The 23089-nt window shown below is 54.3% G+C and carries 18 protein-coding genes; 13 read left to right on the plus strand and 5 right to left on the minus strand.

Annotated features, from left to right (window positions below):
* Nucleotides 1-94: 94 nt before the first annotated feature.
* The 3 genes from B4113_RS11670 to B4113_RS11680 form a co-directional block, all read right to left on the minus strand.
* Nucleotides 95-1378 carry an IS110 family transposase gene (locus tag B4113_RS11670; protein ID WP_061912528.1) on the minus strand — a complete coding sequence of 428 codons (1284 nt, stop codon included), beginning with the start codon at nucleotides 1376-1378 and terminating at the stop codon, nucleotides 95-97.
* Nucleotides 1379-2109: 731 nt separating this feature from the next.
* Entirely contained in the window at nucleotides 2110-2628 is a 519-nt protein-coding gene (locus tag B4113_RS11675; RefSeq protein WP_033844735.1) for a type II toxin-antitoxin system PemK/MazF family toxin, read from the minus strand.
* A 181-nt stretch (nucleotides 2629-2809) separates the two neighbouring features.
* Nucleotides 2810-4855 carry a transglycosylase domain-containing protein gene (locus B4113_RS11680; protein ID WP_033842850.1) on the minus strand — a complete coding sequence of 682 codons (2046 nt, stop codon included), beginning with the start codon at nucleotides 4853-4855 and terminating at the stop codon, nucleotides 2810-2812.
* A gap of 218 nt (nucleotides 4856-5073) precedes the next feature.
* Here B4113_RS11680 and speE point away from each other — a divergent pair, with 218 nt between their 5' ends.
* The 5 genes from speE (at nucleotide 5074) to B4113_RS11705 (ending at nucleotide 9302) form a co-directional block, all read left to right on the plus strand.
* Nucleotides 5074-5901, plus strand: a complete 828-nt coding sequence (speE, locus tag B4113_RS11685; protein WP_033021876.1) for a polyamine aminopropyltransferase — start codon at nucleotides 5074-5076, stop codon at nucleotides 5899-5901.
* A 13-nt stretch (nucleotides 5902-5914) separates the two neighbouring features.
* The gene (speB, locus tag B4113_RS11690) at nucleotides 5915-6790 is read left to right on the plus strand and encodes an agmatinase (RefSeq protein WP_031406593.1); all 876 of its coding nucleotides are present in this window, start codon (nucleotides 5915-5917) and stop codon (nucleotides 6788-6790) included.
* 157 nt (nucleotides 6791-6947) lie between these two features.
* Nucleotides 6948-7379: a DUF1934 domain-containing protein gene (locus B4113_RS11695; protein WP_033842852.1), complete on the plus strand. Its 432-nt coding sequence runs from the start codon at nucleotides 6948-6950 to the stop codon at nucleotides 7377-7379.
* A 4-nt stretch (nucleotides 7380-7383) separates the two neighbouring features.
* Nucleotides 7384-9057 (plus strand): arginine--tRNA ligase, encoded by a 1674-nt coding sequence (argS, locus tag B4113_RS11700; RefSeq protein ID WP_033842853.1) that lies wholly within the window; start codon nucleotides 7384-7386, stop codon nucleotides 9055-9057.
* A 74-nt stretch (nucleotides 9058-9131) separates the two neighbouring features.
* On the plus strand, nucleotides 9132-9302 hold the full coding sequence (locus B4113_RS11705) for a XapX domain-containing protein (RefSeq protein WP_033844736.1): 171 nt from the start codon (nucleotides 9132-9134) through the stop codon (nucleotides 9300-9302).
* A 78-nt stretch (nucleotides 9303-9380) separates the two neighbouring features.
* Here B4113_RS11705 and cls read toward each other — a convergent pair whose 3' ends face one another.
* Nucleotides 9381-10583 (minus strand): cardiolipin synthase, encoded by a 1203-nt coding sequence (gene cls, locus B4113_RS11710; RefSeq protein ID WP_033842854.1) that lies wholly within the window; start codon nucleotides 10581-10583, stop codon nucleotides 9381-9383.
* Nucleotides 10584-10850: 267 nt separating this feature from the next.
* On the opposite strand from cls, the gene B4113_RS11715 reads away from it, so the two are divergent.
* A complete protein-coding gene (locus tag B4113_RS11715) occupies nucleotides 10851-12947 on the plus strand; it encodes a (Fe-S)-binding protein (RefSeq protein ID WP_033842855.1) in 2097 nt (698 codons plus the stop codon).
* 157 nt (nucleotides 12948-13104) lie between these two features.
* Nucleotides 13105-14283, plus strand: a complete 1179-nt coding sequence (locus B4113_RS11720; RefSeq protein WP_033021890.1) for an acetyl-CoA C-acetyltransferase — start codon at nucleotides 13105-13107, stop codon at nucleotides 14281-14283.
* Nucleotides 14284-14289: 6 nt separating this feature from the next.
* On the opposite strand, the gene B4113_RS19575 is transcribed toward B4113_RS11720, so the two are convergent.
* Nucleotides 14290-14523 carry a hypothetical protein gene (locus B4113_RS19575; protein ID WP_153017152.1) on the minus strand — a complete coding sequence of 78 codons (234 nt, stop codon included), beginning with the start codon at nucleotides 14521-14523 and terminating at the stop codon, nucleotides 14290-14292.
* 341 nt (nucleotides 14524-14864) lie between these two features.
* Between B4113_RS19575 and B4113_RS11730 the strand changes: the two genes are divergently transcribed.
* The 6 genes from B4113_RS11730 to rpoE all read left to right on the plus strand — a co-directional run bounded on the left by B4113_RS11730 (nucleotide 14865) and on the right by rpoE (nucleotide 23067).
* Complete coding sequence (locus tag B4113_RS11730; RefSeq protein WP_033021894.1) at nucleotides 14865-15716, plus strand: 3-hydroxybutyryl-CoA dehydrogenase; 852 nt, start codon at nucleotides 14865-14867, stop codon at nucleotides 15714-15716.
* A gap of 48 nt (nucleotides 15717-15764) precedes the next feature.
* The gene (locus B4113_RS11735; RefSeq protein ID WP_033021895.1) at nucleotides 15765-16907 is read left to right on the plus strand and encodes an acyl-CoA dehydrogenase; all 1143 of its coding nucleotides are present in this window, start codon (nucleotides 15765-15767) and stop codon (nucleotides 16905-16907) included.
* Nucleotides 16908-16961: 54 nt separating this feature from the next.
* On the plus strand, nucleotides 16962-18104 hold the full coding sequence (locus B4113_RS11740; RefSeq protein ID WP_033021899.1) for an acyl-CoA dehydrogenase: 1143 nt from the start codon (nucleotides 16962-16964) through the stop codon (nucleotides 18102-18104).
* Between the two features lie 137 nt (nucleotides 18105-18241).
* The gene (locus B4113_RS11745; protein WP_033021900.1) at nucleotides 18242-18874 is read left to right on the plus strand and encodes a TetR/AcrR family transcriptional regulator; all 633 of its coding nucleotides are present in this window, start codon (nucleotides 18242-18244) and stop codon (nucleotides 18872-18874) included.
* Between the two features lie 16 nt (nucleotides 18875-18890).
* A complete protein-coding gene (gene icmF, locus B4113_RS11750) occupies nucleotides 18891-22151 on the plus strand; it encodes a fused isobutyryl-CoA mutase/GTPase IcmF (RefSeq protein ID WP_033021907.1) in 3261 nt (1086 codons plus the stop codon).
* A gap of 358 nt (nucleotides 22152-22509) precedes the next feature.
* Nucleotides 22510-23067: a DNA-directed RNA polymerase subunit delta gene (gene rpoE, locus B4113_RS11760; protein WP_033021910.1), complete on the plus strand. Its 558-nt coding sequence runs from the start codon at nucleotides 22510-22512 to the stop codon at nucleotides 23065-23067.
* Nucleotides 23068-23089: the final 22 nt, after the last annotated feature.

Consider the following 23089-nt stretch of genomic DNA (forward strand, 5'->3'; position numbering starts at 1 on the left):
TAAGGGACTCAAGGTCGAATGGATGATATCGCGCCAGCTTCTCCGGTGTCATCCTGTTGTCAAGAGAATTCCGTTTTACGCGAGAAGACAGGCACTAGGCGGCCCGGACTTGAACATGGGCGAAGACATCTTGCCTCATTCGTTCTCCATCAAACGCTTGCTTCTTCGTGCAGATGGTAAACAACACCTTGAGCAGTTTGCCGCACAACACCACGATCGATTGTTTTTTGGACAGTGGATTCACCGCCCGGGTCGTGTAATACTTGTGCAACTCGCGAAACGCCTCATTATGGCGGATCAGGGGGATCATCGTCCGAAACAGAACCGAACGCAGCCGTTTTCGTCCCCGTTTCGAGATCCGTTTTTGCCCTTTGTGCTGGCCGGAGGAGTTCTCCTTGAGCGTCAGGCCCGCGAATTTGATCAGTTGCCGCGGGTCCCGGTAGTGGGCAAAGCTCCCGATCTCGGCCAACAGGTCAACGATCGTGGCATCTCCTAGGCCATCCACCGTTTTCAACCACTGATATTCCACGGTCGTTTGCGCCAATGCCGTCAGTTCCGCATCCAGCGCGGCGATTTCCTCCTCCAATTGGCGATATCGGCGGACGAGCGCGGCGATCTCAAAACGGGCCATCTGCTGTCCTTCCGTCACGCCAATGGAATGGCTCGCGGCCTCAAGCAGCTTCCGGATTTTCGGTTTCTGGGGCGCTTTCAGCCCTTCACTTTGCTGGTAGATCTCCACAAGCTCCTCCACGGTGCGGCCGGTGATCTCCTCCGGAAACGGGGTGAGTTCCAGCACGGCCAGCGCCATGTTCCCTAAGCTGGAGAAGACTGCAGAGAACTCAGGAACATACCGGTCGGTCCAACGGATCATCGCGTTGCGTACGGCTGTATGCTCTTTCATGAACTTCTCCCGCAGCGTGCTCCCGACGCGTAAATCCGCTTCGATGTCGCGAAGGAGCCGAGGGAAGCTAAACCGCCCGTCTTTCGCCAGTCTGGCAATGACCCGTGCGTCTTTGGCATCGTGTTTCGTCGGCAGATTGTCATCGAGCTCTTTCGATCGGCGCACATGCGCAGGATTGACCATGACCAACGGGATCCCTTTTTCCTCAAGGAAATAGGCCAGATTCAACCAGTAGTGCCCGGTCGGCTCGATCGCCACGATGACCTTGGTTTTCCCAAACTCGTTCATCGCTTGTCGAATGCGCTGATCCAGCTGCTCAAAGCCTGGTTTCGACTGGATGACGGGAAACGATTTCTGGAGCACGCGTCCCCGGGCATCAACGAAGCAGGCGTAGTGCTTTCGTTTGGCGATGTCCATCCCTACCACGAGTGTTTCATCCTTGACTTGATCGATCTTGTGATTTTGTGTACAATTCATCTGAAGTCCTCCTTGGCATGAATTCAGGGTCCATTGGTTGGTTGACACCCCTGCATCATACCAAGAGGGCTTTTTTTGTTCAAGTCCTCGGAAAAGCTTCTAACAGGAATGCTCCTAGAAGGCTGGTAAAAAACATTGGTTTCCTTTGGTCGATGAATAAAAGTGTGCAGTGTTGCAAGGCTTTTCTATTTGAGAAACGATGCTAGGAAGCGGTGTGCACGATTTCATCCCCCTCCTAGGTACACGCCCGAAATATGCCAAAATGCCTCTCGTCCCTTTGGTATCAAGGGATGAGAGGCATTTTGTTTGCCTAGTCACTGTCAAACTCGGGTAAATGGCACGGATTTGAATGCTCGTGATGTAGAAACTCCTTTGCTTTCCTTGGGTGTCAACGATTCATTCGACAATGGACACAAAAAATCCTCCCGATTTTTGCCGGAAGGGTGTGAAATGTGAGTAAAGCCCCAGCATCGAAGTACTGGGGCCAAAACACATGGATCCCCCGTTGCCGGGGTGAAATGGCCTGCGACGCGGCAGGCAACTTATCATTAGGTTTATGATGATCTTACTGATAATATGCAAAGAGAGGAACCATTTAGGTTCCTCTCTGTTGCAAAAACAAACGAATCCACGTTTTTTACGTGTGAAATGGTCTGTGACGAGACAGACAACTTATTTCGTATTCTAAGTATAGAAAAAACTTAGGTAAATGTCAATACATTGTAAATACGTTACAGGTCAAATACCCATTTTACACGGTTCATAATCTTATTTAAGTCGTTGTTATCTATATTGCCGATATGTTGCTTTAACCGCACTTTGTTGACGGTGGTTAATTCTTCCAATTTTACTGCTGAAGTCTGCGCTAAAAACGGATAGACTTCTTTTTTGAGAAAATAATGCGTCGCAAGCCTTGGCACTATCTTTGTTTTTCCTTTTCGATCCGTAATGATTTTGGTTTTTAATTTTGTAGTCAAAGGGGCCACTTTAACACTGCCGGATGTACGATTAATTCTGTCGTTGGAAATGATAAGAACTGGTCGTTCTCCGTTTTGCTCTGTACCGATATTTTCCCCAAGTTCGCAGATGAAAATGGCTCCTCGTATGATCGGGCGTTTCATTTGCGTTTGTTCATTCTCAATCCATTCGTTTGCTAAAGCAATCTTCTTTGGATGCCATTCATCTAGTTTTGCTTTTTTATCCACTTTTTTTAAGCGTAATCGCTCGCGTTGAATTGTATCCGATTCCATTTCCCCCCACCTCTCCCTCGTTTTATCCATCACGATCATGATTGTATCACATCATGTCTTAAAAGTTCAGCAACGGAGAATGGTCTTTAAGATCCGAGATGAGGGAAGTCTATGCCCCATTTAAATGAAACTGCCCCCAAAGGTCGGTTTAACCACCTTTTGGGGACAGCCTCTTCTGAATTTAAAACCACGGGAACCATTTCTCAAACCAGCTTTTCCCGTCTTCTTTTTTCTTCTTTTTCTTTTCTAGATGGTCGGTGCAATAGTCAGTCGGTTCGGTGCCGATGAGATAGTACGTTTTTCGCTTCACCGGACAAGCGTCGGTGGCCAGCTTGCCGTTTTGCGGGTCGATGTCGACGCCGATGACTCCTTTCGTAGGTTTGAATGACCGTTTTGGTTCATCGGCGAGCCCTTCTTCCATAAAGTGAACCCAGATTTGTTTGGCGTATTGTTTTTCGTCAAAGCGATCTAGTGGCTCGCCGCGGTCGTAGCCGGTCCAGACGCCGGCGACCAGTTGTGGGGCGAACCCGATCATCCAACTGTCCGTTTTTGTCGTTCCCGATTTGCCGGCGTAGGGTCGTGTAATGTCATCGGCGATCGACTGTCCAGTGACGGTGGTGTAGCCGTTTAACTTTGGATCGAACATCCCGGTCATTAAATGGGCCGTCACAAACGCCGCGTCGCGGTCGAGCACTTGCCGGCTTGCCGGCTGGTGCTCGTAGATCACGTTGCCGGCGCTGTCGACTACTTTTTTAATGAACACCGGGTCGTTTCGTTTGCCGTAGTTGGCGATGATGCTGTAGGCGGCGACCATGTCGATCACCTTCACTGGCGAAGTGCCGAGCGCCAATGACGGCACGGCTTTTAGCTTGCTCGTGATGCCGAGCGTCTTCGCTGTGTCAACGAGTTTGTCGGCTCCGATAAATTGCAGCGTCTTGACCGCAAAGACGTTGTCGGATACAGCGAGCGCCTGGGCGAGGGTAATTGGGCCGTTCGCATAATAGTCATTGTAGTTATGAGGCGTGTACCTCGCCCGGCCGTCATCAAACGTAAACGTCGTCAGTTCGCTGCGCAGCTGGGTCGATGGCGTAAATCCTTGCTCGATCGCCGCGTAATACAAAAATGGTTTGAACGTCGACCCCGGCTGGCGTTCCGCCTGCACCGCCCGGTTGAACGGGCTCTCTTGATAGTTTCGCCCGCCGATGAGCGCTTTTACTTCTCCGGTTCGCGGATCCATGGCGACCAGCGCCGCCTGAATGGCCGAGTTTGGGTTGATGATGCGCGCGATTTGCTCCTCGGCAATTCGTTGCAGACGCGGATCGAGCGTCGTATAGACGCGCAGCCCCCCAAGCTCGATCGTCCGCTCGTCAAGGCCAAGCTTCGTGCGCAGCTGCTGCTTGACGACATCTTGAAAATACGGGGCGATCGGCTGCTCGCGTTCATGATGCCGAACGTAGACGAGTTTGTCGCGGTAGGCCTGCTCCGCTTCTTGGCGGCTGATGTAGCCGGCTTCCGCCATGGAGAGAAGGACGATTTTTTGCCGCGCTTTCGCTCGCTGTTCATTGACGAACGGGGAGTAGTAATACGGCCCTTTCGGAATGCCGGCTAGCATGGCCGCTTCGCTGAGCGTCAGCTCGCTCGCGTGCTTGCCGAAATAGTAGCGGGCTGCTGCTTCGATGCCGTAAGCTCCGTGTCCGTAATAAATCGTATTTAAGTAGCCTTCCAAGATTTTGTCTTTGCTGTAGTTGGTTTCAAGGCGGATCGTATAAAGCGCCTCTTGGATTTTTCGCGACCACGTTTTTTCATGCGTCAAAAACAAGTTGCGCGCATACTGCTGTGTGATCGTGCTCGCGCCCTCGACTTTCGCCATCGCCCGCACGTTGGCGATGACAGCGGCGGCGATCCGTTTAAAGTCAAAGCCGTGGTGGCTGTAAAACTTTCGGTCTTCCACCGCGATCGTTGCTTCAATGGCGTGCGGCGAGATGTCATTGAGACGAACCCAGTAACGCTTCTGCCCGTGGTCGCTTTCCCCGATTTTGCTGCCGTCATCGGCATAAAACAATGTCGTCTGCGGCACAGCGACCGGCGGTGCTCCTGCCATTTTGGCAAACAAAATAAAGCCCCCGAGAGCAGCGAAAGCAAAAACGGCGAGGAACACGGTGATAAAGACGGCGGCGCGCACATATTTCCACGTGCCGCGAAAACGGCTGCTCGGGATCGGTTCCATTGCCCATCCCCCCAACGGTTTCAGCGGTGCTTGACGCAGGCGCCTGTTTGATAGGGAGGCGCTTTCCGCTTTTCTTACTAGTATGAAAAAAATTTTGTTATTTTAAACTCGTTCCCCTTGCATTTTTGCTAGATTGCTCTATACTTTTTCATGTTTAGTTTTTTGTTGGCAAGGGAAACTTGATAGTAAGCAAACGCTCGGAGAAAGGATGTTACCGAATGGAACTATGGTTTACGGAAAAACAGACGGAACATTTCGGCATCACGGCACGCATCATCCGCACTTTACATACAGAGCAAACGCCGTTTCAAAAGCTCGATATGGTCGAAACGGCGGAGTTTGGCAACATGCTCATTCTAGACGGCATGGTCATGACGACGCAAAAAGATGAATTTGTCTACCATGAGATGGTCGCCCATGTGCCGCTGTTTACCCACCCGCATCCGGAAAACGTGCTGGTCGTCGGCGGCGGCGACGGCGGCGTCATCCGTGAAGTGCTGAAGCATCCAAGCGTCAAAAAGGCGACGCTTGTTGAAATCGACGGCAAGGTGATCGAATGCTCGAAAAAATATTTGCCGGAAATCGCTGGCCAACTTGACGATCCGCGCGTCGAAGTGAAAGTCGATGACGGGTTTATGCATATCGCGAAAAGCGAAAATGAGTATGACGTCATTATGGTTGACTCGACAGAACCGGTCGGTCCGGCGGTCAACTTGTTCACAAAAGGGTTTTACGCTGGCATTGCCAAGGCATTGAAAGAAGACGGCATTTTCGTTGCCCAAACGGACAACCCGTGGTTTAAAGCGGATTTGATTCGCACCGTTTACCGTGATGTAAAGGAGATTTTCCCGGTTACGCGTCTATATACGGCGAACATTCCGACCTATCCGAGCGGGCTCTGGACGTTTACGCTCGGCTCGAAAAAATACGACCCGCTCGCGGTGAGCGATGACCGTTTCCATGACATTGAGACGAACTATTACACGAAAGAGCTGCACAAAGCGTGTTTTGTCTTGCCGAAATTTGTCGCCGATTTAACGAAGTAAGGGGGCGCAGGCGATGCGATTTGATGAAGCCTATTCGGGCAACGTGTTTATCGGCAGCCATCCGAATTTTGAAGAAAGCGAAGCCGTCATTTACGGGATGCCGATGGACTGGACGGTCAGCTACCGGCCCGGCTCGCGGTTCGGCCCGGCTCGCATCCGCGAAGTATCGATCGGGCTTGAGGAATACAGCCCGTATTTGGACCGTGAACTCAAGGACGTTCGCTACTTTGACGCCGGTGATATCCCGCTGCCGTTTGGCAATGCGGCGCGCAGTTTGGAGCTGATTGAACAGTTTGTCAGAAGAGTGCTCGATGCTGGAAAATTTCCGCTCGGCCTTGGCGGTGAACACCTTGTCTCTTGGCCGGTGATCAAAGCGGTGTACGACTATTATCCGGATGTCGCCGTCATTCATATGGACGCGCATACCGACCTGCGCGAACATTACGAAGGCGAGCCGCTGTCGCACGCGACGCCGATCCGCAAGGTCGCTGACTTGATCGGCCCGACGAATGTCTTTTCGTTCGGCATCCGTTCCGGCATGAAAGAAGAGTTTGAATGGGCGAAAGAAAACGGCATGTACATCGCCAAGTTTGAGGTGCTTGAACCGCTCCGTTCCGTGCTGCCGAAGCTCGCCGGCCGCCCGGTGTATGTGACGATCGACATCGATGTGCTTGATCCCGCTCATGCCCCAGGCACGGGAACGGTCGATGCCGGTGGGATTACATCGAAAGAACTATTAGCCGCCATCCACGAGATCGCCCGCTCCGACGTCCGCGTCGTCGGCGCCGATTTGGTGGAAGTCGCACCCATTTACGACCATTCGGAACAAACCGCCAATACAGCGAGCAAGCTTGTGCGGGAAATGCTGCTGGGTTGGGTGGCCAAGTGAATAGAGAAAAAAGCGCCTAAATCGCCAGCGGGCGAGGGCGCTTTTTTTGTGTGCAGGAGAAAGGTTGCTGGAATATGAGCGTTCCATATTGAATCAGGCGGGACAGTTCTTTATACTTATTGTTATGACTGGGTTCGCAAAGGTGTGTTCAGCAAATATGAACGAAACAAACCGGATTCCGGTGCGGCTTCGTCAAGTGGCCGTCATCCGCGACGGTGCGCACCAAGAGACGATCGCGCTTGAAGTGGACGGCATGTATTACATAAAGGGGACAACCGTGTATTTGCAGTTTGTCGAGGAAAACGAACTCGGACGGGTGAACAACATTGTGAAAATCGCGCCTGACGAAGTGACCGTTCTCCGTTCTGGGGCGGTTGAGATGCGGCAAACGTTCCGCTGCCAGCAGGAAATGCCGGGCCATTACCAAACGGTGTTTGGACGGTGGGGGCTGGCGACAAAAACGGAGGCGATCGAGTTCCGATATGACGAAAGACGGAAACAAGGGCAGCTCTTTCTCTCGTATGAGCTGATGCTAGAGCACGAGCGGAGCGGGCGCCATACGTTGACGCTAACATTTAAGGGGGTATAGGCCGATGAACATTGTCGGACAGATGAAAGACAAGCTGAAAGAGGAAATTCGCAAGGCGGCGGTCAAAGCCGGTCTGGCAGCTGCCGAAGAGCTGCCGGACGTGCTCTTGGAGGTGCCGCGCGACAAGGCGCATGGCGACTACTCAACGAACATCGCCATGCAGCTTGCGCGCATCGCGAAAAAGCCGCCGCGGGCGATCGCCGAAGCCATCGTCGGGCAGCTTGACCGCGAGCGGGTGTCGGTTGAGCGCATCGAGGTAGCAGGGCCGGGATTTATCAACTTTTATATGGACAACCGCTATTTGACGGCGGTCGTGCCAGCGATTTTGCAGGCGGGGCAAGCGTATGGGGAGTCGAACGTCGGCAACGGGGAAAAAGTGCAAGTCGAGTTCGTCTCCGCCAATCCGACCGGCGATTTGCATTTAGGCCATGCCCGCGGCGCGGCGGTCGGTGATTCGCTTTGTAACATTTTAGCGAAAGCCGGGTTCGATGTGACGCGCGAATATTACATCAATGACGGCGGCAAGCAAATTTACAACTTGGCGAAATCGGTCGAAGCCCGTTATTTTCAGGCGCTCGGTGTCGATATGCCGCTGCCGGAGGACGGCTATTACGGCGACGATATCGTCGAAATCGGCAAACAGCTTGCGGCTGAATACGGCGACCGGTTTGTCGAAGTGGGGGAAGACGAGCGGCTTGCCTTTTTCCGCGACTACGGGCTCCGCTATGAGCTTGAGAAAATCAAGAAAGACTTGGCCGACTTCCGCGTGCCGTTTGACGTTTGGTATTCGGAAACATCGCTTTATGAAAGCGGCAAAATCGACGAGGCGCTCGCCACGCTGCGTGAGCGCGGCTACATTTACGAACAGGACGGGGCGACATGGTTCCGTTCGACGGCGTTTGGGGACGACAAAGACCGCGTGTTGATTAAACAGGACGGTACGTATACGTACTTGCTCCCAGACATCGCCTACCATCAAGACAAGCTGCGGCGCGGGTTCCAAAAGCTCATCAACATTTGGGGAGCGGACCATCACGGCTACATTCCGCGCATGAAAGCGGCGATCGCCGCGCTCGGCTATGACCCGGAGGCGCTCGAAGTCGAAGTCATTCAAATGGTGAATCTATATCAAAACGGCGAGCGCGTCAAAATGAGCAAGCGCACCGGCAAGGCGGTGACGATGCGCGAGCTGATGGAAGAGGTCGGTGTCGATGCCGTTCGCTATTTCTTTGCCATGCGCTCGGGCGATACGCATTTGGATTTTGACATGGATTTGGCCGTGTCGCAGTCGAATGAAAACCCGGTTTACTACGTCCAATACGCGCACGCCCGCGTTTCCAGCATTCTTCGCCAAGCGGAGGAACAACACCTTTCCTACGATGGCGATGTAGCTCTTCATCATCTTGTTGGGACGGAAAAAGAGGTCGAGCTGCTCAAAGTGCTCGGAGATTTCCCCGATGTCGTCGCCGAGGCGGCGCTCAAGCGGATGCCGCACCGCGTCACCGCCTATGCGTTTGAGTTGGCATCGGCGCTTCACAGCTTTTACAATGCGGAGAAAGTGCTTGACCTAGATCATATCGAAAAAACGAAAGCCCGCCTCGCGCTTGTCAAGGCGGTGCAAATCACGCTGCAAAACGCGTTGACGCTGATCGGCGTTTCAGCGCCCGAGCAGATGTAATCATCGAGGGGGAGCGACTACCCCCTCTTTCGTTTGGGCATTCTAAGGAAAAATGACAGCGGAGGATGCAACCGATGAAAGAAATCGTATTATCGCTTGTCACTGGCATGGTGGTCGGGTTTTTGTTTACGCTGTTCCGTCTGCCGATTCCGGCTCCCCCAGCGTTGGCCGGCATCGCCGGCATCGTCGGGGTGTATCTCGGCATGCGGCTGTTTCAATGGCTGGCGATATTTTGGCGATTCTAACCGGACCATCGCCCCGTTCGGCGTGACATCAACGGCGTTATACGCCGGGCCGGATGGGGCGCATTCGTTTTGAGTGGATTACAGCCAAGCGGAGATCAGCTGGGAAATCGATTGTTTGCCGCGGTCAAGGAGCGAACGCCTTTCCAAAAAGGCGAGCGTCAGCGGTTCGGAGCGCGTCAAGTCGCGTTTGAACGCCTGTTTGACGAGATGAGTGAACGCCCGATCAAACACGTAGCAGTTGATTTCGCTGTTGAAAAACAAGCTGCGGCGGTCAAAATTGGCGGTGCCGATGTCGCACCATTCATCGTCAATGATAAGCGCTTTGGCGTGGTAAAATCCTTGGTAAAAACGGTAGACGTGCGCACCGGCCTCAAGCAGCCGGGCAAAGTACGGATAGGCGGCCTCCCTGACAAACAAATGATCGGCTTTCAGCGGTACGAGCACGGTGACGCGCACCCCGCGCTCGAGCGCCTTCATCAGCTCGTGAAACAGCGGCCGGCTTGGAATGAAGTACGGGCTGCCGATCATAATTTCCTTCTTGGCGCGGCGGATGGCCTCGATGTATTGTTCTTCGAGCGCCGAGCCATCGGTGGCGATCAATTGGTGGCGAACGGCGCCGGCAGGAAGTGCCGGGAAATAGCGGCTGTTGTCAGGGACCGTTCGGCCCGTCGCTTCTTCCCAGTCGTGCAAAAACTGCTTTTGCAAGTCGCAAACCCCTTCGCCGCTCATTTTGATGTGATAGTCCCGCCATTCGCCGAAGTTGGCGTCTTTCCCGCTATATTCGCGCCCGATGTTAAAGCCGCCGATATAGCCGACCCGTCCGTCGATGATAGTGATTTTGCGGTGGTTGCGGCGGTTGAGGCGATAAATGAGAAACGGAAAGCACGGCGGGCGCGCGTAGGCAAACTCCACTCCGCTTTTGGCAAGCGAACGAACGAGCGCCCTTGGAAGCCCAAGGCCACCGACCCAGTCGACCAGCACCCGCACTTTCACTCCTTCAGCCGCTTTTTTCTTCAAAAGTTGGAAAAACGGCGCGGTCATTTCGTCGTTTTTGATGATGTAAAACAAGATGTGAATATGGTCGCGGGCGCGGCCCAGCTCGGCAAAATAATCGGAAAATAAATGGTTTCCGTTGACAAACAGCGAAAGATCGCTTCGTCGCTGCGGATAGACGACGTTTTTGCGCCTGTTTCGAAAGACGAGTTGTCCGAGCTTGTCATCGAGGTAGATGAGAGCGAATAAAATAACGATGAAACTAGCGATGACGGTAATGACGTCCATGATGTCTCCTCCTGTGGCCCTTCAGTATTTATTAATGTGCCCGGAAAAACGTCAAAATAGCAAAGGGGAACGATGGAATGGCGCGAGCGCCCGTCCAAGCGGCTTCGGCTCCCGCCGCCCGCTATTCATCGAGGGAAGTCGGCTTTGAAAAACGCAAAAAATCTATTGACTGAATGCTCATTCATTATGTACAATAGACGTAAAGCAAATTCTGAAAATTTCCTTTGTTATGGAAAACACAATGGAAGCGGGGGAAGGGGAGAAAAGATGAACGCTTTGTCGTTGGTGAACTGGCTCGCGTTTTTGTTTGTAACCGCTTACGCCATCTATTTGTTCGCCTATGTCGTCAAAACGCGGGCGATGTACATTCAGCTTGGCAAAAAAGTCGAGTTTGACCAAAAGGTGAACGAGCGGCTGCGCAACATTTGGATCAACGTGTTCGGTCAGAAAAAGCTGCTCAAGGACAAGAAAAGCGGACTCATTCACGTCGTCTTTTTCTACGGCTTTATTCTCGTCCAGTTTGGCGCGATCGATTTTATCATCAAAGGGCTCGCGCCCGGAGCGCATTTGCCGCTCGGGCCGCTGTATCCGGGGTTTACGTTTTTCCAAGAAATCGTCACGTTGCTCATTTTAATCGCCGTGCTCGCTGCCTTTTACCGCCGCTACATTGAAAAGCTCGTCCGCTTAAAGCGCGATTTTAAAGCCGGACTTGTGCTTCTTTTTATCGGGGGACTCATGTTGTCCGTTTTGTTCGGCAACGGGATGAGCATGATTTGGCACGGGGAAGAGGCGACATGGAGCGAGCCGGTTGCCTCGCTCATTGCCGGTGCGTTTTCCTGGGTCGGCGAAACGGGGGCCGCGGTGCTGTTTTTTGTTGCTTGGTGGGTGCATTTGTTGATTTTGCTGACGTTCCTCGTGTACGTCCCGCAATCAAAGCACGCCCATTTGATCGCGGCGCCTATCAACGTCTTTTTCAGCCGGCTGACGCGACCGAAGCTTTCGCCGATCAACTTTGAAGACGAAAGTCAGGAATCGTTTGGCGTCGGCAAAATTGAAGATTTTACGCAAAAGCAGTTGATCGACTTGTACGCCTGTGTCGAGTGCGGCCGCTGCACGAGCATGTGTCCGGCGACCGGCACCGGGAAAATGTTGTCGCCGATGGATTTGATTTTGAAGTTGCGCGACCATTTGACGGAAAAAGGAGCGGTCGTCACGTCGCGGGCGCCGTGGGTGCCGACGTTCGCTTTCAAAAACACAAGAGGCAACCAGCTCGCGTTCGCCGCTGCGTCGGAGCAGGCCGCTACGATCGAAATGCCGAGCTTGATCGGCGATGTCATCACCGAGGAAGAAATTTGGGCCTGTACGACGTGCCGCAACTGTGAAGACCAATGCCCGGTCATGAACGAACACGTCGACAAAATCATCGATTTGCGCCGCTACCTTGTCTTGACGGAAGGGCGGATGAATCCGGATGCGCAGCGGGCGATGACGAACATTGAGCGCCAAGGCAATCCGTGGGGCTTGAACCGAAAAGAGCGGGAAAACTGGCGCGAGCTGCGCGATGATGTGCATGCGCCGACCGTCAAAGAAGCGGCGAAAGCGGGAGAGGAAATCGAGTACTTGTTCTGGGTCGGCTCGATGGGGTCGTATGACAGCCGGAGCCAAAAAATCGCCCTCGCTTTTGCCAAACTGCTGAACGAAGCGGGCGTCAAGTTTGCGATTTTAGGCAACAAGGAGAAAAACTCGGGCGATACGCCGCGCCGGTTAGGGAATGAATTTTTGTTCCAAGAGCTGGCAACCAACAATATCGCCGAGTTTGAAAAAGCGGGCGTCAAGAAAATCGTGACGATCGACCCGCACGCCTACAATACGTTCAAAAACGAATATCCGGATTTCGGGCTTGAGGCGGAAGTGTACCACCATACCGAACTGCTCGCCAAGCTCATCGAAGAAGGCCGCCTTGTGCCGAAATATCCGGTGAATGAACGCATTACGTTCCATGACTCGTGCTACTTAGGGCGCTACAATGACGTCTATGACGCACCGCGGAAAATTTTGCGCGCCATTCCGGGCGTCGAGCTTGTTGAGATGGAGCGCAACCGCGAGCGCGGCATGTGCTGCGGCGCCGGCGGCGGCCTCATGTGGATGGAGGAGACGACCGGCAACCGGATCAACGTCGCCCGCACGGAGCAAGCGCTCGCTGTCAACCCGACCGTCATCAGCTCCGGCTGTCCGTACTGCTTGACGATGCTGTCGGACGGCACGAAGGCGAAAGAAGTCGAAGACCGCGTCTTTACGTACGATGTCGCTGAACTGTTGGCGAAATCGGTGTTCGGCGAGGAAAAAGAAGAAGTCGCGTCATAAAAATAGTTGCCAAGACAATTTCTATTTTTTAAAATAGTAAGTATAATGAAAGAGGAGGTGTCGGTGACGCACCTTCTCTTTTGCGCCGCTATCGAGCGAGCGTTCAGTCTGCATTTTTGTAATCGCTTTCTTACTTGATCAAAGGGGGAGAGGAATGATGGGAAGAACCGTGATTGTTAGCGGGGTGCGCACCCCGTTTGGAAAGTTGGGCGGCGCGCTTCAGGCGCTGTCAGCCCCGGAGCTTGGCGGCATTGCTGTGAAAGAAGCGCTGGCTCGCGCCAACGTGAGCGCGGAACAAGTGGATCACGTCATTTTGGGCACGGTTTTGCAAGGGGGGCAAGGACAGCTCCCGTCGCGGCAGGCGATGCGTCATGCCGGCATCCCGTGGCACGTGCGCACCGAGACGGTGAACAAAGTGTGCGCGTCCGGCATGCGCGCCGTCACGCTCGCCGATCAGTTCATCCGCTTAGGCGATGCCGATGTTGTCGTCGCCGGCGGGATGGAGTCGATGAGCAACGCGCCGTACGTGTTGCCGAAAGCGCGCTGGGGGCTGCGGATGGGCGACAGCACGGTCAAAGATTTGATGGTATACGATGGCCTCACATGCAGCTTCACCGGCGTCCATATGGGCGTCTACGGCGGGAATACGGCGCGTGAGCTCGGCATCACCAGAGAGGCGCAAGACGAGTGGGCGTACCGCAGCCATAGGCGCGCCATCGCTGCCATCGAAGCCGGTCGGCTTGGGGAAGAAATCGTTCCGGTGACGATTCCGCAGCGCAAAGGGGAGCCGCTTGTCGTCGAACGCGACGAGGCGCCGCGCAAGGATACATCGCTAGAAGCATTGGCGAAACTGCCGCCGGTGTTTGACCCACAAGGAACTATCACCGCCGGCAACGCCCCGGGCGTCAACGACGGCGCCGCCGCGCTCGTGTTGATGAGCGAAGAGCGCGCTGTCCGCGAGGGGCTCGAGCCGCTGGCGATGGTCGTTGCCCACACCGCCATCGCCGTTGAAGCGAAAGATTTCCCGAAGACGCCGGGGCTTGTGATCAACGAGCTGCTCCGCAAAACAGGAAAAACGGTCGATGACATCGCCTTGTTTGAAGTGAACGAAGCGTTTGCCGCTGTCGCATTGGCGGCCATTCAAATCGCCGGTCTTGACCCGGAAAAGGTGAACGTCAACGGCGGCGCGGTTGCCCTTGGCCATCCGATCGGCGCGAGCGGTGCGCGCATCATCCTCACGCTCATTCATGAGCTGAAACGCCGCGGCGGCGGCCTCGGCATTGCGGCCATCTGCAGCGGCGGCGGCCAAGGCGATGCCATCTTGGTTGAGGTATAAGAGGAGTCAAGGGCGCGTCTTACCTGTAGCCTTGCGGGGGCATGGCTGTCGCTGCCTGTCCTCGCACGACAGCCCGCCGCCAAGACGCGTGTCGCCGGCTGTCGCCAAGATGCAGGAAGTGACTTGTTGCGATCCTGTCCCTTGGTGACGCGGCGCGAAACGGAACGTGTCGCCGCCCCGCCCTTGGGCGATGGCGCCAAAACGGCGGAGAACGCGGCATGGTGCCGGCCGCGCGTCCATGAACCGGAGCGGTCTCCAGAACAACGTCACGGCGCAAGATGGAGCCGTGCACCCCGTCGAGCCGCTGCGGGAAGGAATCGGTGTGCCGGCGCGATGCTTCTCGCTGCCGGCCCCGCCTCATTGGCGACGCGAAGCTGGCGGATGTGATGCGCGTTCATTTTTCGGAAACGTTCCGTGGACAGCACATGATCTTCCCTCCAACCGGGGATGAAAATGACAGCTTGGTGACGGGGTTTTCAAAGAAACGTTCCATGGGCAACGGTTTCTCCTCCACCCGAGGATGAAAGTCTCGCGTCAGTTCGGCATTTTCACGAAATACACATAGACAGGGGGATAGGAACATGGACGTCAAAACGATCATGGTCGTCGGCGCCGGACAGATGGGCTCGGGCATCGCCCAAGTGTGCGCCGTCGCCGGTTATGAGGTGCTGCTCTATGATATTAGCAGCGCTCAATTGGATAAAGGAATGGCCAATATTCAAAAACTCCTTGCCCGTCAAGTGGAAAAAGGGAAAATGGCCGCCGAGGACAAGGACGCAGCGCTTTCCCGGCTTGTCCGCTCGACGGATCTGCATGACGCTGAGAAGGCGGATCTCGTCATTGAAGCAGTCGTTGAAAACATGGACGTGAAAACGAAGCTGTTTGCCGAACTCGATGCAATCGCCCGCCCGGAAACGATTTTGGCGTCGAACACGTCGTCGCTGCCGATTACGGAAATCGCCGCCGCGACGAAGCGGCCGGAGAAAGTGATTGGCATGCACTTTATGAACCCGGTGCCGGTGATGAAGCTCGTCGAAATTATCCGCGGCTTGGCGACGGCCGATGACGTGTATGAGACGATTGAAGCGGTCACCCGGACGCTCGGCAAAGTGCCGGTCGAAGTGAACGACTTCCCCGGCTTTATTTCCAACCGCGTCCTCATGCCGATGATCAACGAAGCGATTTACGCCTTGTACGAAGGGGTGGCGACCAAAGAGGCGATCGACGAAGTGATGAAACTGGGCATGAACCATCCGATGGGGCCGCTCACGCTCGCTGATTTTATCGGATTGGATACGTGCTTATACATTATGGAAACGCTGCATGAAGGGTTCGGCGATGACAAGTACCGCCCGTGCCCGCTGCTGCGCAAATACGTCAAGGCGGGTTGGCTGGGCCGCAAAACGGGCCGCGGATTTTACACGTACGAGTAAGCAGCTCGGGGCAACGGTGACGAGCAATATGACAAAGGGGGATGTCCCGTGCAATTTCGGTTGACGGAAGAACAAGAAATGATGCGGCAAATGGTGCGCGAGTTCGCGGCGGCAGAGATCGCCCCGTTTGTCGAGCGCATGGAACAAGGGGAGTTTCCGCGCCCGATTTTATCGAAAATGGCCGAACTCGGCCTGATGGGCATCACTGTCCCGGAGCAGTATGGCGGCGCGGGCATGGATTTTATTTCGTACATCATCGCCATTCATGAAATTTCCAAAGTGAGCCCGACGGTCGGTGTCATTTTATCGGTGCACACGTCAGTCGGCACAAACCCGATTTTGTATTTCGGCACGGAAGACCAGAAACGAAAATACGTGACGAAACTGGCTCGCGGCGACTATTTAGGGGCGTTTTGTCTCACCGAACCGAGCGCCGGCTCGGATGCGAAAAGCGTAAAAACGAGAGCGGTGCGCCGCGGCGATCATTATATCCTGAACGGTTCAAAAATATTTATCACCAATGGGGGGGAGGCGGACACATACATCGTGTTCGCCCGCACGAATCCGGAGGAAAGCGGCAGCCGCGGCATTTCCGCGTTTATCGTTGAAAAAGGAACGCCGGGGATGGCGATCGGCAAAGATGAAAAGAAAATGGGGCTGCACGGCTCGCGGACGGTAACCATCACGTTTGAAGACGCTGAAGTGCCGGCGGAAAACTTGCTCGGTCAAGAAGGGGAAGGATTTACAATCGCGATGGCCAACCTTGATGTCGGCCGGATCGGCATCGCCGCCCAAGCGCTCGGCATCGCGGAAGCCGCGATCGAACATGCGGCGGAGTACGCAAAAGGACGAATCCAATTCGGCAAACCGATCGCCGAGCAGCAAGGCATTGCCTTTAAGCTTGCCGATATGGCGACGGCGGCGGAAGCGGCGAAATGGCTCGTCTACCGCGCCGCTTGGCTGCGCGCCCAAGGCTTGCCGTGCGGAAAAGAGGCGGCGATGGCGAAGCTTTTCGCTTCACAAACGGCGATGGACAATGCCATCGAGGCGGTGCAAATTTTCGGCGGCAACGGCTACACGAAAGACTATCCCGTCGAGCGGCTGTTCCGCGATGCGAAAATTACACAAATTTACGAAGGAACGAGCGAGATCCAGCGCATCGTCATCAGCAAACACCTGACCAAGCCATAACGACCGCCGGGGGACGAGGATTTGGCATAGATTCAGAAACGGGGGAATGAAACGATGAACTTTCAATTGAGCGAAGAACATGAAATGCTGCGAAAAATGGTGCGCGAATTTGCCGAAAACGAAGTGGCGCCAACCGCCGCTGAGCGTGACGAAGAGGAGCGGTTTGACCGCGGCATTTTCAACAAAATGGCTGAACTCGGTTTAACAGGCATTCCGTGGCCGGAAGAATACGGCGGCATCGGTAGCGATTATTTGGCCTATGTCATCGCCGTTGAGGAGCTGTCGCGCGTCTGCGCCTCGACCGGGGTGACGCTTTCCGCCCATATTTCGCTCGCCAGCTGGCCGATTTACAAGTTCGGCACGGAAGAGCAAAAGCAGAAGTATTTGCGCGCTTTGGCGACCGGAGAAAAACTCGGGGCATACGGACTATCCGAGCCGGGGGCGGGGTCGGATGTCGCCTCGATGAAAACGCGCGCCATCAAAGACGGCGACCATTACGTGATAAACGGGTCGAAAGTGTGGATCACGAACGGGGGTGAGGCGGAAATTTACGTCGTCTTTGCTGTCACCGATCCGGAAAAACGGCATAAAGGGATCAGCGCTTTTATCGTTGAAAAAGGGACACCGGGCTTTTCGATCGGCAAAAAAGAAAAGAAACTCGGCATCCGTTCATCGCCGACGACGGAACTCATTTTTGAAGACTGCCGCATCCCGAAAGAAAACTTGCTTGGCCAAGAGGGAGAAGGGTTTAAAATCGCCATGATGACGTTAGACGGCGGCCGCAACGGCATCGCCGCCCAAGCGGTCGGCATCGCTCAAGGAGCGCTCGATGCCGCCATTGACTACGCGAAACAGCGCGTCCAGTTCGGCAAGCCGATCGCCGAGCAGCAAGGCGTCGCCTTTAAGCTCGCCGACATGGCCACCGCCATTGAAGCCGCACGGCTTTTGACATACCAAGCGGCATGGCTCGAGTCAAACGGTTTGCCGTACGGCAAAGCATCGGCGATGGCGAAACTGTTTGCCGGCGACACGGCGATGAAAGTGACGGTCGAAGCAGTGCAAATTTTCGGTGGCAACGGCTATACGAAAGACTATCCGGTTGAGCGGTTTATGCGTGACGCGAAAATTACGCAAATTTACGAAGGAACGCAAGAAATCCAGCGCCTTGTCATTTCGCGCATGTTGACGCGCGGTTAAACGCCGCGCGGCGGCCGACTTTAGGCGGGGCGCCGCCCCGCCGTCAACAAGAACGGGGCAAGAGGAGTCGCGCAGGTAACCGAACCAAGACGATCTGAGTAGGTAGGTCGACAGAGAACGGGGGAGAGGAGTCGCGAATGAAAAAACGGGAAGTGATCGCATCGGTCAAAGATGAAAAGCTTGTCAAAAAGCGGCGCAACGAAATGATCAAGGGCGCCATTTCTTTGATTAAACAAAAAGGGTTTCACCAAACGACAACGAGAGAGATTGCCAAGGCATCGGGGTTCAGCATCGGCACGCTCTATGAGTACATCCGCAAAAAAGAAGACGTCCTCTACTTGGTGTGCGACCGCATTTACGATGAGGTGCGGGAGCGGACGGAGCAAGATATCGGCGCCCATCATGGCACGATTGAAGGGCTGTGGCGGGCCATCGCTCATTATTTTCGGGTTGTCGATGAGCTTGACGATGAAGTGTTGGTCATGTATCAAGAAGTGAAAGCGCTAAGCAAAGAGTCGCTCCCGTATGTGCTTAATAAAGAGCTGGAGATGACGGCCATTTTCGAGCGGATTTTGCGCACATGTGTGGAAAGCGGGGCGTTGGCGCTTTCCGAGAGCGAGGTTCGCCTTTTTGCTCACAATATCATCGTGCTTGGGCAAATGTGGGCGTTCCGTCGCTGGGCGCTGCGAAAAATGTATACGCTCGATGAATATATTGAATGGCAGACGGAGTTTTTGCTGAAGGGGATTATGGAGAAACAGCGGGTATAACAAAGGGGGAGAGACGATGGCGCACATTTATCGTTTAAAACATTCCGTTCGTTTGGTGACAGCATCAAGTTTGTTTGACGGTCATGATGCTACCATCAATATTATGCGTCGACTTTTGCAGGCGAGCGGAGCTGAAGTCATTCATTTAGGCCACAATCGCTCCGTCGAGGAAATTGTTAACGCAGCCATTCAGGAAGATGTCCAAGGGATTGCTGTTTCCTCATACCAAGGTGGTCATATGGAATTTTTTAAGTATATGTATGATTTGCTGCAAGAAAAAGGTGCCCCTCATATTCGCATTTACGGTGGTGGAGGCGGCGTCATCATTCCACGTGAAATCAAAGAATTGCATGAGTACGGGATTGCTCATATTTTTTCGCCGGAAGATGGCAGGAACCTCGGTTTGCAAGGCATGGTTAACCTTATACTGGAAGGATGCGACTTTCCGACCGTGACAGCGCTGACTGATGAACTCGAGCGGCTCCCGTCCGGCGATGTGCAGGCGGTCGCCCGGCTGATTACGCTGTGCGAATATCGCGCTGAGGCGGATCACAGCGAAGCGGCTGCGGCGGCGGAAGCGGCCTTAGCGCAAGTCAAAACCATGGAAAAGCGCGTCCCTGTGCTCGGCATTACCGGCACGGGCGGGGCGGGGAAAAGCTCGCTCACCGATGAGCTCGTCCGCCGTTTTTTAAATGAAATCCCCGCTATCAAAATCGCGATCTTATCCGTCGATCCGACGAAGCAAAAAACGGGCGGGGCGCTGTTGGGCGACCGCATCCGGATGAATGCGATCAACTCGCCGCGCGTTTATATGCGCAGCCTAGCTACTCGTCGGTCTCGTTCTGAGCTGTCGCCGGCGATTCGCGATGCGATTTCCGTCGTCAAAGCGGCCGGATTTGATCTTGTCATCATTGAAACGAGCGGGATCGGCCAAGGCGACGCCGCCATTACCGACGTGTGCGACGTGTCGATGTACGTCATGACAAGCGAGTTCGGCGCCCCGACGCAGTTGGAGAAAATCGACATGATCGATTATGCGGATTTGATCGTCGTTAACAAGTTTGAGCGCAAAGGGTCGGAAGATGCAAAACGGCAAGTGCAAAAGCAATATCAGCGCAGCCATCAACTGTTTGACCGCGACGTTTCGGAAATGCCGGTGTACGGCACGATCGCCAGCCAGTTTAACGATCCGGGCACGAATACGCTCTTTGTCGCGCTCATTGACACGATTAACCGGAAAACAGAGACGAACTGGAAGACCAGCATGAAAACGGTCGCCAACGTCGAAAAGCATAATGTCATCATTCCGAACGAACGCCGCTACTATTTGCGTGAAATCGCGGAGACGGTCCGCTCGTACCACCGTCGCGCCGAGCAGCAAGTCGAAGTGGCAAGACGCCTGTTTCAAGTGGAAGGGGCCATCGAAGCGGCGAAAGAACGGGGCGAAGCGGAAGACGTCATCCGCCCGCTCGAGGCGCTGAAAGCCGATTATGAGGCCAAGTTGACGCCGGAATCGAAACACATTTTGGCGACGTGGGAAGAAACGAAAGCGAAATATGCGGCCAAACAATTTGTCACGAAAGTGCGCGACAAAGAAATTGTCACCGAACTGACGACGAAAACGTTGTCCGGCTTGGACATTCCGAAAGTCGTCTTGCCGAAATTCAAAGACTACGGGGAAATTTTGCGCTGGGTGTATAAAGAAAACGTCCCGGGTTCGTTTCCGTACACGGCCGGCGTCTTTCCGTTCAAGCGCCAAGGCGAAGATCCGAAACGGCAATTTGCCGGCGAAGGGACGCCGGAGCGCACGAACCGCCGCTTCCATTACTTGTGCAAAGAAGACAAGGCGAAGCGGCTCAGCACGGCGTTTGACTCGGTGACGCTCTACGGCGAAGACCCGGACTACCGGCCGGACATTTTCGGCAAAGTCGGGGAAAGCGGCGTCAGTGTCTGTACGCTTGATGATATGAAAAAACTGTACAAAGGGTTTGATTTGTGCGATCCGCTTACCTCGGTATCGATGACGATCAACGGCCCGGCTCCGATTTTGCTGGCGATGTTTATGAATACGGCGATCGACCAGCAAGTCGAGAAAAAAGAAGCCGAGCTCGGCCGCCCGCTTACGCCAGAGGAGTACGAACAAGTGAAGGAATGGACGCTGCAAACGGTGCGCGGCACGGTGCAAGCCGATATTTTGAAGGAAGATCAAGGGCAAAACACGTGCATTTTTTCCACCGACTTTGCCTTGAAGATGATGGGCGACATTCAAGAATATTTCATTCAGCACCGCGTCCGCAACTATTACTCGGTGTCGATTTCCGGCTACCATATCGCCGAGGCGGGGGCGAACCCGATCACGCAGCTGGCGTTTACGCTTGCCAACGGCTTTACGTACGTCGAGTATTACTTGAGCCGCGGCATGCACATTGACGATTTCGCGCCGAACTTGTCATTTTTCTTCAGCAACGGCCTTGATCCGGAATACTCGGTCATCGGCCGCGTGGCGCGCCGCATTTGGGCGGTTGCGATGCGCGACAAATACGGGGCGAATGAACGAAGCCAAAAATTGAAATACCATATCCAAACGTCCGGCCGTTCGCTGCACGCGCAGGAGATTGACTTCAACGACATTCGCACGACCTTGCAGGCGCTGTTGGCGATTTATGACAACTGCAACTCGCTGCATACGAACGCCTATGATGAAGCGATCACCACACCGACCGAAGAGTCGGTCCGTCGGGCGATGGCGATCCAACTCATTATCACGAAAGAATTCGGCTTAGCGAAAAACGAAAACCCGCTGCAAGGCTCATTCATTATTGAGGAGCTCACCGACTTGGTCGAAGAGGCGGTGTTGCAAGAGTTTGAACGGCTCAACGACCGCGGCGGCGTGCTCGGAGCGATGGAAATGCAGTATCAGCGCGGCAAAATCCAAGACGAATCCCTTTACTATGAAACGAAGAAACATAGCGGCGAACTGCCGATCATCGGCGTCAACACGTTCTTGAACCCGAATCCGCCGTCGGAAGAGGAGCTGAACAACATCCAGCTCGCCCGGGCGACGTATGAAGAAAAAGAGACGCAAATCCGCAACTTGCGCGAATTCCAAGAGCGGAACAAAGACAAAGCCGGCCCAGCGCTCGAGCGCTTAAAACAAGTGGCCGTGAGCGGCGGCAACATTTTCGAGGAATTGATGGAAACGGTGAAAGTCGCCAGCCTTGGACAAATCACCCGCGCCTTGTACGAAGTCGGCGGACAATATCGACGGAATATGTAATTCCAGCGCGTTTCACCGTGTTCCGCTTTCGTTGGGCGCCCTCGATCACGACCCGTTGCACTTTAGGTCTTAGAACGATCGGCAGCAGCTGTTGGCGTACCGGCCGGGAGCGAAACGGGCAGAACGCGGATGGGGCCAAGACGAATGAGATTCGTAAGGAAAAAGCGAAGCGGTGTGACCAAACAGACGCGGACGCAACGAATATGTCAGAAGGAGGGCCGCCCTCGCCGCACGGTGGCCCTCTTTCGCTTTTTTCGGCAAATGGGTAGCATAAACCCCGACAATTTGTTTATAATGAATGGTATGTATTCCACACTTGCATTCATTGGTTTTATTATATAGAAGGGGAGTGCTGAATTTGAGCCTGCAGCAGCAATACTCGCCAGAGGAATTGCAGGAAATGTCGTTCGTCGAATTGGCGAACCTCATTTTGCTTGACAAGCGGGAGGCGCTGCCATTCGATCAGCTCGTCCGCGAGGTGGCGGCGTTGGTCGGCCGATCAGAGGAAGAGATGGCGGAGCGGCTTGCCCAATATTATACGGATTTAAATATCGACGGACGGTTTATTTGCGTCGGGGAGAACGCTTGGGGACTGCGCGCATGGTATCCGTTCGATCAGACGGAGGACGAGACAGTGACGATCGTCAAGCCGAAGAAGAAGAAAAAAGCGCTTGGTGATGAATACGATGACTACGATGGGTTGCTTGACGAAGAAGTTCTCGATTACGACGATTTGGATGAATACGAGGACGAAGAGCTGGAGCTCGATGAGGATGAGCTGCTCGAGGATGAAGAGTTTGACCTTGATGAAGATGTCGGGTTTGACGATGACATTCTCGGCGACGAAGAGTTTGAGCTCGACGATGAGCCGCTCGATGAAGAGCTCGATCTCGAAGAGACAGAAGAAGACGAATAATCGCTTGACTTTGCCGGACGAA

The organism is Geobacillus sp. B4113_201601, from assembly GCF_001587475.1.
Taxonomy (GTDB): Bacteria; Bacillota; Bacilli; order Bacillales; family Anoxybacillaceae; genus Geobacillus; species Geobacillus icigianus.

What these genes read in the sequence shown, in the direction of transcription:
- argS (WP_033842853.1), top strand. Translation starts at nt 7,384, where the DNA reads ATGAACATTGTCGGACAGATGAAAGACAAGCTGAAAGAGGAAATTCGC.
- icmF (WP_033021907.1), top strand. Translation starts at nt 18,891, where the DNA reads ATGGCGCACATTTATCGTTTAAAACATTCCGTTCGTTTGGTGACAGCA.
- B4113_RS11715 (WP_033842855.1), top strand. Translation starts at nt 10,851, where the DNA reads ATGAACGCTTTGTCGTTGGTGAACTGGCTCGCGTTTTTGTTTGTAACC.
- B4113_RS11745 (WP_033021900.1), top strand. Translation starts at nt 18,242, where the DNA reads ATGAAAAAACGGGAAGTGATCGCATCGGTCAAAGATGAAAAGCTTGTC.
- B4113_RS11670 (WP_061912528.1), bottom strand. Translation starts at nt 1,378, where the DNA reads ATGAATTGTACACAAAATCACAAGATCGATCAAGTCAAGGATGAAACA.
- B4113_RS11680 (WP_033842850.1), bottom strand. Translation starts at nt 4,855, where the DNA reads ATGGAACCGATCCCGAGCAGCCGTTTTCGCGGCACGTGGAAATATGTG.
- B4113_RS11675 (WP_033844735.1), bottom strand. Translation starts at nt 2,628, where the DNA reads ATGGAATCGGATACAATTCAACGCGAGCGATTACGCTTAAAAAAAGTG.
- B4113_RS11720 (WP_033021890.1), top strand. Translation starts at nt 13,105, where the DNA reads ATGGGAAGAACCGTGATTGTTAGCGGGGTGCGCACCCCGTTTGGAAAG.
- B4113_RS11705 (WP_033844736.1), top strand. Translation starts at nt 9,132, where the DNA reads ATGAAAGAAATCGTATTATCGCTTGTCACTGGCATGGTGGTCGGGTTT.
- cls (WP_033842854.1), bottom strand. Translation starts at nt 10,583, where the DNA reads ATGGACGTCATTACCGTCATCGCTAGTTTCATCGTTATTTTATTCGCT.
- B4113_RS11695 (WP_033842852.1), top strand. Translation starts at nt 6,948, where the DNA reads ATGAACGAAACAAACCGGATTCCGGTGCGGCTTCGTCAAGTGGCCGTC.
- B4113_RS11740 (WP_033021899.1), top strand. Translation starts at nt 16,962, where the DNA reads ATGAACTTTCAATTGAGCGAAGAACATGAAATGCTGCGAAAAATGGTG.
- B4113_RS11730 (WP_033021894.1), top strand. Translation starts at nt 14,865, where the DNA reads ATGGACGTCAAAACGATCATGGTCGTCGGCGCCGGACAGATGGGCTCG.
- speE (WP_033021876.1), top strand. Translation starts at nt 5,074, where the DNA reads ATGGAACTATGGTTTACGGAAAAACAGACGGAACATTTCGGCATCACG.
- speB (WP_031406593.1), top strand. Translation starts at nt 5,915, where the DNA reads ATGCGATTTGATGAAGCCTATTCGGGCAACGTGTTTATCGGCAGCCAT.
- B4113_RS19575 (WP_153017152.1), bottom strand. Translation starts at nt 14,523, where the DNA reads ATGGACGCGCGGCCGGCACCATGCCGCGTTCTCCGCCGTTTTGGCGCC.